Annotated in this window: 11 protein-coding genes, 1 tRNA gene and 2 pseudogenes; 10 read left to right on the top strand and 4 right to left on the bottom strand. The window is 68.2% G+C overall.

Translation table 11 applies throughout. The annotated features are described in order from the left end of the window. Positions 1-3: 3 nt before the first annotated feature. The 6 genes from ACFQE0_RS03350 to ACFQE0_RS03325 all read left to right on the top strand — a co-directional run bounded on the left by ACFQE0_RS03350 (position 4) and on the right by ACFQE0_RS03325 (position 8470). On the top strand, positions 4-918 hold the full coding sequence (locus tag ACFQE0_RS03350; protein ID WP_378967041.1) for an ABC transporter permease: 915 nt from the start codon (positions 4-6) through the stop codon (positions 916-918). Continuing rightward, on the top strand, positions 918-1871 hold the full coding sequence (locus ACFQE0_RS03345) for an ABC transporter permease (protein WP_378967039.1): 954 nt from the start codon (positions 918-920) through the stop codon (positions 1869-1871). The genes ACFQE0_RS03350 and ACFQE0_RS03345 overlap by 1 nt, the downstream gene beginning before the upstream one ends. A gap of 49 nt (positions 1872-1920) precedes the next feature. Continuing rightward, a complete protein-coding gene (locus ACFQE0_RS03340) occupies positions 1921-3342 on the top strand; it encodes a M20 family metallopeptidase (RefSeq protein WP_378967036.1) in 1422 nt (473 codons plus the stop codon). Between the two features lie 2 nt (positions 3343-3344). Then, positions 3345-4967, top strand: a complete 1623-nt coding sequence (locus ACFQE0_RS03335) for an ABC transporter ATP-binding protein (protein WP_378967034.1) — start codon at positions 3345-3347, stop codon at positions 4965-4967. A gap of 163 nt (positions 4968-5130) precedes the next feature. Then, entirely contained in the window at positions 5131-7794 is a 2664-nt protein-coding gene (locus ACFQE0_RS03330) for a PAS domain-containing protein (protein ID WP_378967032.1), read from the top strand. Continuing rightward, complete coding sequence (locus ACFQE0_RS03325) at positions 7772-8470, top strand: response regulator (RefSeq protein ID WP_378967030.1); 699 nt, start codon at positions 7772-7774, stop codon at positions 8468-8470. Before ACFQE0_RS03330 ends, ACFQE0_RS03325 begins: the two co-directional genes overlap by 23 nt. 380 nt (positions 8471-8850) lie before the next feature. Here ACFQE0_RS03325 and ACFQE0_RS03320 read toward each other — a convergent pair. From ACFQE0_RS03320 to ACFQE0_RS03305, 4 genes and pseudogenes are all read right to left on the bottom strand, one after another. Further along, positions 8851-9138, bottom strand: a pseudogene (locus ACFQE0_RS03320) (EthD family reductase); the annotation flags it as partial. A 33-nt stretch (positions 9139-9171) separates the two neighbouring features. Continuing rightward, complete coding sequence (locus ACFQE0_RS03315) at positions 9172-10503, bottom strand: NAD(P)/FAD-dependent oxidoreductase (protein ID WP_378967028.1); 1332 nt, start codon at positions 10501-10503, stop codon at positions 9172-9174. A gap of 116 nt (positions 10504-10619) precedes the next feature. After that, complete coding sequence (maiA, locus tag ACFQE0_RS03310) at positions 10620-11267, bottom strand: maleylacetoacetate isomerase (protein WP_378967026.1); 648 nt, start codon at positions 11265-11267, stop codon at positions 10620-10622. Between the two features lie 95 nt (positions 11268-11362). Continuing rightward, on the bottom strand, positions 11363-12226 hold the full coding sequence (locus ACFQE0_RS03305) for an outer membrane protein (protein ID WP_378967024.1): 864 nt from the start codon (positions 12224-12226) through the stop codon (positions 11363-11365). Between the two features lie 289 nt (positions 12227-12515). Between ACFQE0_RS03305 and tuf the strand changes: the two are divergent. The 4 genes and pseudogenes from tuf to nusG all read left to right on the top strand — a co-directional run bounded on the left by tuf (position 12516) and on the right by nusG (position 14961). Beyond that, positions 12516-13705: pseudogene (gene tuf / locus ACFQE0_RS03300) on the top strand (elongation factor Tu). A gap of 136 nt (positions 13706-13841) precedes the next feature. Then, positions 13842-13918: transfer RNA gene (locus ACFQE0_RS03295), tRNA-Trp, on the top strand. Between the two features lie 170 nt (positions 13919-14088). Next, entirely contained in the window at positions 14089-14385 is a 297-nt protein-coding gene (gene secE / locus ACFQE0_RS03290) for a preprotein translocase subunit SecE (protein ID WP_378967022.1), read from the top strand. 42 nt (positions 14386-14427) lie between these two features. After that, positions 14428-14961 (top strand): transcription termination/antitermination protein NusG, encoded by a 534-nt coding sequence (gene nusG, locus ACFQE0_RS03285; protein ID WP_378967020.1) that lies wholly within the window; start codon positions 14428-14430, stop codon positions 14959-14961. Positions 14962-14963: the final 2 nt, after the last annotated feature.

Below are 14963 nucleotides of genomic sequence, written 5' to 3'. Positions count from 1 at the left end.
GCCATGATCGCCTTCACGATCCGGCGCATCCTCGTCGCCATCGCCGTCGCCTTCACGGTGGCCGTGGCGAGCTTCCTGCTCCTGCACCTGTCGGGCGATCTCGCCACCTCCATTGCCGGTCCCGACGCCTCGGGGCCGCAGATCGAGCAGATCCGCCGCGATTACGGGCTGGACCAGCCTCTGGTCACGCAGTTCCTGGCTTGGGGGTGGAAGGCGCTTCACCTCGATTTCGGCAACTCGTTCTACTTCCGCGAGCGGGTGATCGACCTGCTGGCCGCCCGGCTGCCGATCACGCTCTTCCTCGGTGTCATCGCGCTGGCCGTGGCGCTTCTGGTGGCGATCCCGCTGGGCGTGGTGGCGGCGGTGCGCCGCGATACCTGGATTGACCGGCTCGCCCTCTCGGTCTCGGTGCTGGGCCAAGCCATGCCGAGCTTCTGGTTCGGCCTGACGCTGATCCTGATCTTCTCCGTGAACCTTCGCTGGCTACCGGTCTCGGGCAATGCGACGTGGAAGCACTTCGTCCTGCCCGCCGTGGCGCTCGGCTACTACGCGATGCCCGCCGTGATGCGGCTCACGCGGAATGGCATGCTGGAAGTCCTGTCCTCCGATTACGTCCGCACGGCCCGGGCCAAGGGCCTGCCCCCGCGCAAGATCCTGATACGGCACGCCCTGCGCAACGCCGTGATCCCGGTCATCGCGCTGGCGGCGGTGCAGTTCGGCTTCATGCTCGGCGGCTCCATCGTGATCGAGGCGGTGTTCTCCCTCCAGGGACTCGGGCAGCTCGCCTGGGAATCCATCGCCCGCAACGACTTCCCCGTGGTCCAGGCGATCGTGCTGGTGCTGGCGATGATCTACATCGCCCTGACCCTGGCCGCCGACCTGCTGAACGCGCTCCTCGATCCGAGGCTTCGCCAGTGATGACCCTGCCCCGCGACTCCGCGGCCCTCGCCGCAGCCACCCTGCCGCAGGAACCGGAGGCGCAGGTCGCTCCGGTCCAGGCTCCCGCCGCCATCCACTCACCCGGTGCTCTGGCGCTGCGCCGGGGCCTGCGCCACGGGGGATGCCTGATCGGCGGCGGCCTCCTCGCTCTCATCGTCCTGGCAGCGCTCACCGCGCCGCTCATCGCGCCCCACGACCCCTATGCCCAGGACGTGTCCCGGCGGCTGATCCCGCCGATCTGGCAGGCCAAGGGCACCTGGGACCACATCCTCGGCACCGACAAGCTCGGGCGCGATTATCTTAGCCGCCTGCTCTACGGCAGTCAGATCTCGCTGCTGATCGGCATCTCGGCCGCCCTGATCTCCGGGATCATCGGTACCGTTCTGGGGGTCTGCGCCGGCTATTTCGGCGGCCGGGTCGATGCTGTGGTCAGCTACATCGTCACCACTCGCCTCGCGCTTCCCGTGGTGCTGGTCGCGCTCGCCATGGCCTCCCTCGTGGGCGGCTCGCTCAAGGTGGTGGTGCTGGTGCTGGGCTTCCTGCTCTGGGACCGCTTCGCCGTAGTCGCCCGTGCGGCCACGCAGCAGATCCGCAACCAGGATTTCATCAGTGCGGCCCGCGCCTCCGGACTCACCTCCCTGCGGATCGTCCTGCAGGAGATCCTGCCGAACATCGCCAACGCCCTGATCGTGGTGGCGACGCTGGAGATGGCCCACGCGATCCTGCTGGAAGCCGCCCTGTCCTTCCTCGGCCTCGGCGTCCAGCCGCCGCTGCCCTCGTGGGGTCTGATGATCGCGGAGGGCAAGCAGTACATGTTCTTCCAGCCCTGGGTGATCACCATCCCCGGCGTGGCGCTGCTCATCCTCGTGCTCGCCATCAACCTCCTGGGCGACGGCCTGCGCGACGTCACCGCCCCCGAGGCCCGGAACTGAGCGGCCCCCGCTCGTTCGTCTGCCCCTCCGACTTTCCCCGAGACAAGCCATGACGCGCGACGACGCCATTGCCAGGGCCACGGCCGATTTCGACGCGGGCGGTTACCTCGGCCTCCTGCGCGAGGCGGTGGCGATGCCGACCGAAAGCCAGAAGCCCGGCCAGGACGAGGCCCTGCACGCCTATCTCGCCCGCTTCCTGGATCCGCTCACCGAACGCCTCGGCTTCCAGGAGCGGCGAATCCTGCCCAACCCGGATGGCGTCCACGGCCCGCTCTTCATCGCCAGCCGCCAGGAGGGCGCGGACCTGCCGACCGTGCTCATCTACGGCCACGGCGACACGGTGCGGAACTACCCCGAGCAATGGCGCGAGGGCCTCGACCCTCTGGCCGTGACGGTGGAGGGCGACCGCTGGTACGGGCGCGGCACGGCGGACAACAAGGGTCAGCACATCCTCAACCTCGTGGCCTTGGATCATGTGATCCGGTCACGGAAGGGTCGGCTCGGCTTCAACGTGACGTTCATCGTGGAGATGGGCGAAGAGCTGGGCTCGCCGGGCCTGCGTCCCTTCTGCCGGGAGCATGCCGAGGCGCTGGCGGCCGACGTGCTGATCGCGTCCGACGGGCCGCGCCTCAGTGCCGAGCGGCCGACCCTGTTCCTCGGCTCACGCGGGGCGTTCAATTTCGAGCTGGCGGTCGAGCTGCGCGACGGCGGCCACCATTCCGGCAATTGGGGCGGCCTGCTGCGTAACCCCGGTACGGTGCTCGCCAATGCCATCGCCTCGCTGGTCGATGGGCGGGGCACCATCCTCGTGCCGGGCTTGCGTCCGCCACCGATCCCGCCGGGCGTGCGCGCCGCCCTCGCCGACATCCGCGTCGGCACCGATCCAACCGCGCCGACAATCGATGAGGATTGGGGCGAGCCGGGCCTCTCCCCCGCCGAGCGGGTCTTCGGGTGGAATGCCCTCGAAGTGCTGGCCTTCCGCACCGGTGATCCGGACGGGCCGGTCAACGCCGTGCCGCCTCATGCGAAGGCGACCTTGCAACTGCGCTTCGTCGTCGGCACGGAATGGCAGTCGCTGATCGAGAACGTCCGCACCCATCTCGACGCCCACGGCTTCCCCATGGTCGCGGTGCGTCCGGCGAGAGGGTCCGAGGTGTTCATGGCGACCCGCCTGCCGGTGGAAGATCCGTGGGTGACCTGGGCACTCGGCTCGATCGAGGCGAGCAGCGGCAAGGCGCCCGCCCTGCTGCCGAATCTCGGCGGATCGCTGCCGAACGACGCCTTCTCCGAGATCCTGGGCCTGCCGACCCTGTGGGTGCCCCATTCTTATCCCGCCTGCCAGCAGCACGCCCCGAACGAGCACCTGCTCGGCTCGCAGGCGCGGGAATCGATGGCGATCATGGCGGGCCTGTTCTGGGACCTGGGCGAGGATGGGCCCGCCATCTTGCGCCGCCGCACCGAGGGAGCCTGACCATGTCCGAGCCCGAACGGTCCGCCGCCATCGTCCGCATCCGCGACCTGACCATCGCCCTGCCGAAGGGGGCCGACCGGCCCTACGCCGTCGAGGGGCTGAACCTCGATCTCGAGGCGGGCAAGATTCTGTGCGTGGTGGGTGAATCGGGCTCGGGCAAGTCGATGAGCGCCTATGCGCTCACCGGCCTGCTGCCGCGCTCCCTGAAGGCCGCGCGCGGCTCCATCACCTTCGAGGGCCGCGATCTCCTCACCCTCGGCGAGACGGAGTGGCGCGATCTGCGCGGACGCCGCGTGGCGATGATCTTCCAGGAGCCGATGACGGCCCTGAACCCGGTCATGCGCATCGGCGACCAGATCGCGGAGATGTACGAGGCGCACGGCCTGTTCACCAAGGCCGAGCGCCGGGAGAAGGTGGTGGCGCTCGCCACCGAGGTCGGCCTGCCGAACCCGCAGGAGATCGTGCGGGCCTATCCGCATCAATTGTCCGGTGGCCAGCGGCAGCGGGCGATGATCGCCATGGCGCTCGCCCTCGAACCCTCGGTGCTGGTGGCCGACGAACCGACCACGGCCCTCGACGTGACCACCCAGGCGCAGATCCTGAAGCTGATCCGCGAATTGCAGCAGCGACGCGGGATGAGCGTGATGTTCATCACCCACGATTTCGGCGTGGTGGCCGACATCGCCGACGAGGTCGCCGTGCTCCAGCGGGGCAGGCTGGTGGAGGCGGGGCCCGCCGCGCAGGTCCTGCACGACCCGCAGGCGCCCTACACCAAGAAGCTGCTCGCGGCCGTGCCGACGCTGAACCCGCCGAAGCGCGAGCCGCTCGACGGCGCGCCCGTCGCCCTCTCGATCAGCGGCTTGCGGAAGACCTACGTCACCAAGGCCCGTCTGTTCGGCCCGCCCCGCGTGGTCAACGCGGCCAATTCCGTCACCTTCGACGTACGCCGGGGCGAAACCCTGGGGCTCGTGGGCGAATCCGGTTCCGGCAAGTCGACGACGGCGCGCCTCGCCATTCGTCTGATCGAGCCCGATGGCGGGACGATCCGGGTCGGCGACCTCGACTATTCGGCCCTGAAACCCGCCGACCTGCGCAGCGAGCGCCGCCGGATCCAGATGATCTTCCAGGATCCCTTCGCCTCGTTAAATCCGCGCCGCACGGTCGGCCAGATCATCACCGCCGGGCCCATCGCCCATGGCGTGCCCGGAAAGCAGGCCCGCGCCAAGGCCGAGGAACTGCTCGCCCTGGTCGGCCTCGATCCTACGGCCTACGACCGGTATCCCAACGCCTTCTCCGGCGGCCAACGCCAGCGCGTCGGCATCGCCCGCGCCCTCGCGATGGAGCCGGATGTGCTCGTCGCGGACGAGGCGGTCTCGGCCCTCGACGTGTCGGTGCAGGCGCAGGTTCTGGATCTTCTGGAGGACCTGAAGAAGCGCCTGTCGCTCGCCATGCTGTTCATCACCCACGATCTGCGCGTCGCGGCGACAATCTGCGACCGGATCGCGGTGATGCATCGCGGCGCGGTGGTGGAGATGCGTCCCACGGCGGACCTCTTCGCCTCGCCGCAGCACGATTACACCCGTAACCTGCTGGCGGCTGTCCCGGGGGCGCAGGCGGCCGAGTAGCCCGGCGTGGCAGTACCTGTCATTCGCCAAGCCTAAGCAATTTCCCTCGACCGTGCTGCTGTCGTCCTTCCGTCTCGTGCGGCGGGCCGATATTGAGGACGGGCGTCGCCGTACTGCATGGCACGCGGCGGAAGTCTGGCGGGGACAGGGTAGGTCGCAGCCCATGAGGCACGACATCGAACAGCGTCCCGGCGAGAGCGACGTCACGCCCGGGCGCGACGAGGCCGCGCGGGTCGAGGCGATGGCCGCGCTCGGGCTTCTCGGCACCGCGCCGGAGCCGCATTTCGAGGCGGTCTGCCGGGTGGCCAAGCGCATCTTCGGCGTCGCGGGCTCCTTCGTCGCCCTGATGGGTGACGAGAAGGTCTGGCTGAAGACCCCCTGCGAGTTGATCCCCACCACCGCGCCGCGGCGGCAGACCTTCTGCCATTTCACCGTCGAGAAGGGCGTGCCCATCGTCGCCCGCGACACCTGGGAGCATCCCGATTTCAAGGACCTCGCCGGGGTCAGGGGCGAGCGCGGCATCCGCTTCTACGCCGGCATCCCGCTCGCCCTCGAGCCCGGATTGCCGGTTGGCACCTTCTGCCTCGTCGATACGCAGCCGCGTGACTTCACCGAGGATGAGGAAGCCACCTTCTCCGATCTCGCGGAAACGGTGATCGCCCATCTCCGGCTTGCCCTGGTCAAGGCCGAGCGCGCCAAGGTCGATGCGGTGGTGGAGGAGCGCGAAGCCGTCATCCTCAAGCAGAACGGCGAGATCGAACTGCGCGCCCGCGCCCAGGAGAGCGCCGACGCGCAGCTGATGATGGCCGAATGGCTGGCTTCGATCGGCACGTGGAACCTTTCCCTCGCGGAAAAACGGGTCGCGTGGTCGCCGGGCCTCTACCGGATCTGCGGGCTCGACCCCGCAGAGTCGCCGCCCGACTTCGAGCGACTGGCGAGCCTCTACCATCCGGACGACCGCGACCGCGTGAGGGCGCTGGTGCGGGAGACGCTCTCCTCCGGCGGCTCCTTCGCCTATGAGGCACGGATCCTGCGGCCGGATGCGACCCTGCGCGATGTGGTGGTGCGCGGTGTGGCCCAGACTGATCCTGACGGGGCGGTCACGGGTCTGGTCGGCGTTCTCATCGACGTCACCGAGATGCGCCGGGTGCAGGATGCCGTCCGCCGCAGCGATGTGCGCTATCGAGGCCTCGCGGAGAGCCTGCCGCTCCTCGTCTGGACGATGCGGGTCAGCGACGGCGAGGCGACCTACCTCAACGCGCAGTTCCGCACCTATTACGGCCCGATCGGCGCGAGCCGCGCGGAGCGCCTGTCGCGCAACCATCCGGATGACGCCCCCGCCATGGAGGCCGCCTGGACCAAGGGGCTCGCCAGCGGCGTCGGCTATTCCGGCCAGTGGCGGATCCGCCGTCATGACGGCGTGTACCGCTGGCACCAGATCTCGATCTCGCCCATCCTGCTCGATGCCAACGGGGACATCCTCGAATGGCTCGGCACGGCGCTCGATGTCGATGACATCGTCACCGCGCGCATCGCCGTAGAGGATGCACGCCAATTGCTCGGCCTCGCCCTGGAGGCGGCGGGCGCAGGCACCTGGGATTGGGACATGCAGACCGGCGTGGTCTCCCTCGATCCCGCGAGCGCGCGGATGCATGGGCTCGATTGTCCGGCGAACGGGCCGCGCCTCCTCAGCGCCGCGACCTGGACGAGCCTGCTCAATCCCGACGATGCCGCCGATGCCTGGAACGAGGTGCGCCGGTCGATCGATTCGCGCAGCACCTACGCCGCGCAGTTCCGTGTCGGCGACCGCTGGATCTACGGGCGCGGGCGCACGGTGTTCGGGGCCGACGACCGGCCGGTGCGCATGGTCGGCCTGCATCTCGACATCACCGATTCCAAGGCGACCGAGGCGGCCCTTCGTGCGGCCAACCACGATGCCGAGATGGCGCGGGCGGAGGCCGAGCGGGCGAGCGCGGCCAAGAGCAACTTCCTCGCGGCCATGAGCCACGAGATCCGCACGCCGCTCAACAGCATCATCGGCTATGCCGATCTGCTGCTCGAAGGGGATACGATCCACGGTGAGGATCGCCGCCGTCTTTCCCTCATCCAGAATTCCGGCGCGGCCCTGCTGACGGTCGTCAACGACGTGCTCGACTTCTCGAAGGTCGATGCGGGCGAACTGACCCTCGAATCCCTGTCCTTCCCGCTCGTCGGCATGATCGACGCGGCGATCTCCATCGTGCGCGGGAGCGCCCTGAAAAGCGGGCTCGCGATCAATGTCGATCTCGATCCCGCGTTGCCCCGGTTCGTCGTGGGCGATTCGGGTCGGTTGCGGCAGGTGCTGCTCAATCTCCTCAACAATGCGGTAAAATTCACGCCCGAGGGCTCCGTGACGCTCAGTGTCCAGCGCGAAGGCGAGGGGACCGTGTCCGGTGGCGGGACGGGCGAGGCCCTGCGCTTCTCGATCACCGATACGGGGATCGGCATCGCGCCGGCCGACCAGGTCCGTCTGTTCCGCCGGTTCAGTCAGGTCGATGATTCGATCAGCCGCCGCTTCGGTGGCACCGGCCTCGGACTTGCCATCTCGCACCAGGCTCGTGGAGCTGATGGGCGGGACGATCGGGGTCACGAGCGGCGAGGGCGTGGGCTCCACCTTCTGGTTCACCCTCGTCCTGCAACGGGGCGACGAGCCAAGCCACGAAGGCCCCCAGGCGAAAGCCGAGCCTACGGCGGCCGGGACGCAGCCCGGACTTCGGCTTCTGCTCGCCGAGGATGTCGCGATCAACCGCGAACTCGCCTGTGCCGTGCTCGAAGCCCAGGGCTATGAGGTGGCTGTCGCGGTCGATGGGGAGGAGGCCGTCACGGCGGTCGAGTCGGCCTTCGCCGCGGGACGCGGTTTCGATCTCGTTCTCATGGACGTGCAGATGCCGGGGGTCGACGGGCTGGCGGCCACGCGGCGAATCCGCAATCTCGCCGGGCCCGCCCGCGACGTGCCGATCGTGGCGATGACGGCGAACGTCCTGCCCGAGCAGATCGAGGATCTGATCCGCGCCGGGATGGACGATCACGTGGGCAAGCCGTTCAAGCGGCAGGATCTCTTCGACACCATCGGGCGCTGGACCGAGCCCGGTGCGCGCCAGCGCCATGCCCGGTCGGTGCCGAGCGCCCCACCCAAGGTCGATCCGCAGATCCTCGACTCGGAAGTGCTCGACGGGATGCGTCTGCGCTTCGGCCCGGAGCGCGTCGACGGTCTGTTGGATATGCTGGCGGGGGAGTTATCGCAGCGTTTCCGCACGGCGGCGAACGACCGGAGCGAGATTGCCCACGATGCCCACGCCATGGTCTCGGCGGCGGGCATGCTGGGCTTCGCGGGGCTGTCGGAGCTGTGCCGCGAGTTGGAAGCCGCCGCCCATGCCGGGAGGGATCTCTCCCCGCTGATCCGGCGGCTTGAGGTTCAGCGATCCAAGGCGCTCAGGGCCATCCGGACAATCCGCGCCGCGTGAGCGCGGAGGCTCCCGCCGTCGTCATCGCTTCGCTGACGCGTGCAACGACGACGGTGCGCTTCAGCCTGCCTCGGCTTCGTCTTCTATCGGATCGCTCGTCCATGCCGTCGCGAAGGCCGCGAGTTCGCGGGAATCGGCGAAGGCGGCGACGCTGAGCGTCCGGGGGTCGGCGTGCCGCCCGGATAGGGGCTCAGCATCACCGGCACCTGAACCAGTTTGGCTCCCGGCGCCTTGGCGTCGATCCAAGCCTGCGCCTCCGGGGTGAACCGGTCCGGTGCCGCGAGCGCCCGCGCGTCGCCGCGCAGGACCAGCACATAAGTACCGAGGGAGGGATCAGCCTCCTTTACGGCCTCGATGACGTCGATCATGCGAACTCGTTCGAGCTGCACCTGCGCCTGGGCATCGGTGAAGTTTGGGATGTCGGCGAAGATCTCGGCGCCGTGGGCGGCGGCGGCCGTGGCGAAGGCGTCGGCCGATTCGAACTTGAGCAGGGCCATCACCTGGAACGGCGCCTGCCCGCCATCCGGCGTGCTCGTGCCGGTGACGACGGTGGCCTCGTGCAGGCCCATGCCCGACCAGCGCTCGCGCACCAGCGGCATATGGGTGTTCAGGTAGTAGCCCATGTCGAACTTCGGTCCGGCCGGGTACATCACGCTGATGAGGATCATGGCGTTCTCCCTTTCTGTTTTGTGTCGTTGCACTTAGTGGAGCTTAACCCGCGAGACGGTCCGCCGGGTGAGCGCGCGGGCCATCGCGTCGATCGTGGTCTTGATCGTCCCGTGCAGGGCGCGCTCGTGCATCTTGTAGAGCGAGCGGTACATCATCCGCGCGAACAGGCCGACGATCAGCATGTTCTGGCCGCGGATGAAGCCCATCAGGCTTCCCACCGTGGAGTAATGGCCCAGCGACACGAGCGAGCCGAAATCCCGATACTTGAACGGCTTGAGCGGCTTGCCGGCGATCTTGGCCTCGATCTGCCCGACGAGGTGAGTCGCCTGCTGATGCGCCGCCTGCGCGCGGGGCGGGATCGGCCGATCGGAGCCCACTTCCACCAGATAGGCGCAATCGCCCATGGCCAAGATGTCGGGGTCGCGGGTGGTCTGAAGGGTCGGCGTCACCACAAGCTGGTTGGTGCGCGTGGTCTCCAACCCGCCGATGTTCTGAAGGAAGGGCGGAGCCTTCACGCCCGCCGCCCAGACGACGAGTTCTGAGGGCAGGAAGGTGCCATCGGCCAGCGCCACGCCGTCGGCCCGCACCTCGGTCACCCGCGCCTTGAGGCGCACGTCGACGCCGATCTTGCGCAGGAGCTGCATGACTTCGGCCGAGAGGCGCTCCGGCACGGCCGGGAGCACCCGGTCGGCCGCCTCCACCAGGGTGATGCGGATGTCCTTGTCCGGGTCGATCCGGTCGAGACCCGTAGCCACCACATGGCGCAGGGTGCGGTGGAGTTCGGCGGCGAGTTCGGTGCCGGTGGCGCCCGCGCCGATCACCGTGACGTGCAACTGGCCGGGCCGCACCGGTCCATCCTGCGTGTGCGCCCGCAGGCTCGCATTCACGAGGCGCTGGTGGAAACGCACCGCCTGCTCCTGCGTGTCGAGGGCGATGGCGTGCTCGGCGACGCCGGGCGTCCCGAAATCGTTGGTCGTGGAGCCCACCGCGATCACCAGCGTGTCGTAGGCGACCTTGCGCTCGGGCGTGACCTGCCGACCCTCGGCATCGAAGCTCGGCGCTAGGGTGATCTCTCGCGCCTCCCGATCGAGGCCGGTCATCTGGCCGATCCGGTAGCGGAAATGGTGCTGGTGCGCGTGGTGGAGGTAATCGACCGCGTGGTGGCCGACATCGAGGCTCCCGGCGGCGACCTCGTGCAGAAGCGGCTTCCAGATGTGGGTCCGCGCCCGGTCGACCAGAGCGACCTCTGCCTGATTCTTCTTTCCGAGGCGATCGCCGAGCTTGGTCACCAGCTGTAGGCCGGCGGCGCCTCCGCCGACGACGACGATACGATGAGGACCGGACGCGCTTGCCGTTGAACCCATGGATGCCTCGGAGATCACGGCGCGGGATGTCCACGCCGCCGACTGGGATGTTGAATAGACCGGCGCGGCGGGAGTTTGCCAGTTATTCCCTCATTCCGCCGCGCCGCGTTGTCGCGTCAGCCCTGCGGAGCGCCCGGCTGGCGCAGGGGATGCGCCTCCGCGAAGGCCGGGATGGCGAGGCAGGTCTCGGCGATCCGCTTCACGGTCGGGAAGGGTGCGGTGTCCACGGCGAAGATGCCCGTGCCGACCCACAGGCTCACGAGGCACAGATCGGCGTGGCTCACGGCGTCGCCCTGGCAGAATCGGCCCGTTCCGGCCTCCGTCGCGAGTCGCTTCTCCAGCGTCGTCAGGCCGCTCGTGAAGGCGTGGCGCACGAAGGTCATCATGCGATCCTTCGGCAGGCCGTACTCCTCCATCAGGAAGTTGCGCACGCGTGGCACGTAGAGCGGATGGGTGTCGCAGGCGACGAGTTGCGCGAGCGAGCGCGACCTGGCCCGTTCACGGGCATCCTCCGGCAGGAGGCGCTGGCCGCCCTTCGTCTCCTCGAGGTAGTCGAGGATGGCGAGGGATTGGGTGAGCGGGGGCCCGTCGCCGTCGAACAGCGCGGGCACGGCGCCTTGCGGATTGATCGCGCGGAAATCCGGCTTGTGCTGGTCGCCCGCATCGAGGTCGATGAAGGTTTCCTCGTAGGCCAGCCCCTTGAGCTTCAGGGCGATTCGCACCCGGAAGGCGGCGGCCGACCGCCAGTTGCCGTACATGTGCATGCGACGCGCCTTCCCCCTGTTCACGCGAAAAGGGGCGGGCGCCGTGTCCGGCACCCGCCCCCCTGTCGGCCGGGGATTGCTCCCCGCCCGTGATCCTAGAAGCCGCCGAACTTGTAGTTGAAGCCGGCGCGGACGATGTTGCCCTCGGTCTTGAAGCGCGAGAGGTAGGCGCCGGTGCCGACGCCCGGGATGGCGTTGACCAGCACGTTCTGCGAGCCGAGGTCGTAGTGGATGTACTCGGCCTTGATGGTGATGGCGTCGTACTTGATGCCGAGATAGCGGCCAACGGCGAAGGTGTTCAGGAAGCTGTCGGTCGGCAGGGCGAACTCGATGCCGCCGCCGTAGGCGTAGCCGATCTTGAAGTCGTCGTAGCGGCCAGCGAACTGCAGGGTACCGGCCGGGTTGTAGAAGTTCACGTCGTGGAAGACGTTGCCGTAGGCGAGACCGCCGGTCCCGTACACGAGGAACCGGTCGAAGGCGTAGCCGACGCGGCCGGTCAGGGTGCCGAGCCAGTCGAGGCTCTGACGGTACTGGCTCGGGTTCGGGAGAACGCCACCGGCGAGCGGAGCGCCGAGGATGAAGCGGTTCTTGGTGATGTCCGTCCAGTCGATGCTGTTCGCGACACCGACCACGATGCCGGAGCCCGGCGTGAACTGGTAGTTGTAGCCAGCGGTGCCGCCGATGTTGGCGATGCCGTCCTGCGAGGTCGTCACGAGACCCGGGCGGCGACCGGCCTGCACGTTGCCGGCGGTCACGGCGGTCAGGCCGGTGGTGGTGATGCGCTGGTTGTCGGTGAAGGTGTAGGCCGACTCGAGACCGGCGTAGAAGCCCGTCCAGGTGAAGACCGGCACCGGCGTGAAGACCGGCGGCGGAGCGGCGCGACGCGGAAGGTCGGCGGCGCTGGCGGCGGTGGCGACGAGCGCCGACGCTGCGGTGGCGAGAAGGACTTTCTTGATCATTTGGGCGAGACCCGGAGTTTGTTTTGGCTTGCTCTAAGGTCAAGTTAAACGCCAAGCCGCGGGGCGCCTATGCCTTTGAGGACACAGTAGCGTCCAAAGCGAAGCTGTTGCGGGGCCCTGCGCGCCGGGCCTCGGCGACGGCCCGGCGGAATAAGGTGAATTCGGCTCGGCCCTTGATCCGCGCGGCATGACCCTCTAAGCGGTCGGCGCTTTTAGGCCCCGTCGAGCGTCGGGGCGGCCGAGCAGGATCCGGGGCGCCCCCGCTGCCCCCGCCGCAGGAACGGGAATCATGGGCAAGGAAAAGTTCTCTCGCACCAAGCCGCACTGCAACATTGGGACGATTGGTCACGTCGACCACGGCAAGACGTCTCTGACGGCGGCGATCACGAAGGTTCTGGCGGAGTCCGGCGGCGCGACGTTCACGGCGTACGACCAGATCGACAAGGCTCCTGAGGAGAAGGCGCGCGGCATCACGATCTCGACGGCGCACGTCGAGTACGAGACGACGAACCGCCACTATGCGCACGTCGATTGCCCCGGCCACGCCGACTACGTGAAGAACATGATCACGGGCGCGGCGCAGATGGACGGCGCGATCCTGGTGGTGTCGGCGGCCGACGGCCCGATGCCGCAGACCCGCGAGCACATCCTTCTGGCGCGTCAGGTCGGCGTCCCGGCGCTGGTGGTGTTCCTGAACAAGTGCGACATGGTCGATGACGAGGAGCTCCTGGGCTCGTCGAGCTCGAGGTGCGCGAGCTTCTGTCGAAGTACGACTTCCCCGGCGACGACATCCCGATCACCAAGGGCTCGGCCCTGATGGCGCTCGAGGACAAGGAGCCGAAGCTCGGCAAGGAAGCCGTGCTGAAGCTGATGGAGAGCGTGGACAGCTACATCCCGCAGCCGGAGCGTCCGATCGACCTTCCGTTCCTGATGCCGATCGAGGACGTGTTCTCGATCTCGGGCCGCGGCACGGTGGTGACGGGCCGCGTCGAGCGCGGGATCATCAAGGTCGGTGAGGAAGTCGAGATCGTGGGCATCCGCCCGACGACGAAGACGACGGTGACCGGCGTCGAGATGTTCCGCAAGCTCCTGGACCAGGGCCAGGCGGGCGACAACGTGGGCGTGCTGCTGCGCGGCACGAAGCGCGAGGACGTGGAGCGCGGCCAGGTCGTGTGCAAGCCGGGTTCGGTGAAGCCGCACTCGAAGTTCAAGGCCGAGGCGTACATCCTGACGAAGGAAGAGGGCGGTCGCCACACGCCGTTCTTCACGAACTACCGGCCGCAGTTCTACTTCCGCACGACGGACGTGACCGGCGTGTGCACGCTGCCCGAGGGCACCGAGATGGTGATGCCGGGCGATAGCGTGACCATGGACGTGGTGCTGATCGTGCCGGTGGCCATGGAAGAGAAGCTGCGCTTCGCCATCCGCGAAGGCGGCCGTACCGTCGGCGCCGGCGTCGTCGCCGCCATCAACGACTGATCGCCTTACGTAGCAGGTGTGGAAAGGCCGGCCTGGTGCCGGCCTTTTCCTTTTCGGGCTCTGGAAGGCGCGGCAGCCCTTGCATCCGCGATGCGGTTGCGGCATGGAGCCTTCGCGCCGCGCAAGCGGGGCACACAGGAGTGTAGCTCAACTGGTCAGAGCGCCGGTCTCCAAAACCGGAGGTTGCGGGTTCGAGTCCCTCCACTCCTGCCAGTTCCGGCCCCTGCCGCTCCGTGGTCGACAAGTCTCCTGACTTGCGCTAGAGCGGCTCCGATCCGAGATCTGAAGCGACCGTCGGTGCGGGCCGGAATGGCCCTCGGCGCCGGGCGTTCGCGTTTTTGAACGCAGCCGCAAGGCACGTATCCGTCAACGAATCTGGCGCCATGGCATCGAACGAAGCGACGAAGAAGGTGGACCTCGCCCGCGGCACGAACCGCGGTCGCGATGTCGTGCCGCCCGCCCGTCAGACGCCGCCTGCCAAGGTGCCCCAGAAGCGTGTCGGACCCGGCGAGTTCTTCTCCCAGGTCCGTGACGAGGCCCGCAAGGTCACGTGGCCGTCCCGCCGCGAGACCACCATCACCACGATGATGGTGTTCATCATGGTGGTGGTGACGAGCCTCTTCTTCACCGTGGTCGATCAGGCCATGCGCTTCATCGTCGGCCTGATCCTCGGGCTCTGAGGGGCGTCACGCCCCGGACTTTATCGGAGTTGAGCGAAAGCCGTGTCCAAGCGCTGGTACATCGTCCACGCCTATTCGAATTTCGAGAACAAGGTCGCCCAGTCCATCAAGGACCAGGCCGCGCAGCGCGGGCTGACCGACCTGTTCGACGAGGTGATGGTTCCGACCGAGAAGGTCGTCGAGGTGCGCCGCGGCCGCAAGGTCGATGCCGAGCGCAAGTTCTTCCCCGGCTACGTCCTCGTGAAGTGCGACCTCACCGACGAGGTCTACCACCTCATCAAGAACACTCCGAAGGTCACGGGCTTCCTCGGCGCCGACAAGTCCAAGCCGGTGCCGATCCCGGACGCCGAGGCCGAGCGCATCAAGGGTCAGGTTGCCGAGGGCGTCGATCGCCCGAAGCCCTCGATCTCCTTCGAGATCGGCGAGACCGTCCGCGTGGCGGACGGCCCGTTCGCAAGCTTCAACGGCACCGTCGAGGAAATCGACGATGCTCGTTCCCGCCTGAAGGTGGCTGTGTCGATCTTCGGCCGCGCCACTCCGGTGGAACTCGAATACGCCCAGGTCGAGAAGGTCTGAGC

Source organism: Methylobacterium komagatae, assembly GCF_042661665.1.
GTDB classification, from domain to species: domain Bacteria; phylum Pseudomonadota; class Alphaproteobacteria; order Rhizobiales; family Beijerinckiaceae; genus Methylobacterium; species Methylobacterium komagatae.
Note: the sequence above shows the minus strand (reverse complement) of the source record. Positions and strands in the feature narration are given on the sequence as shown.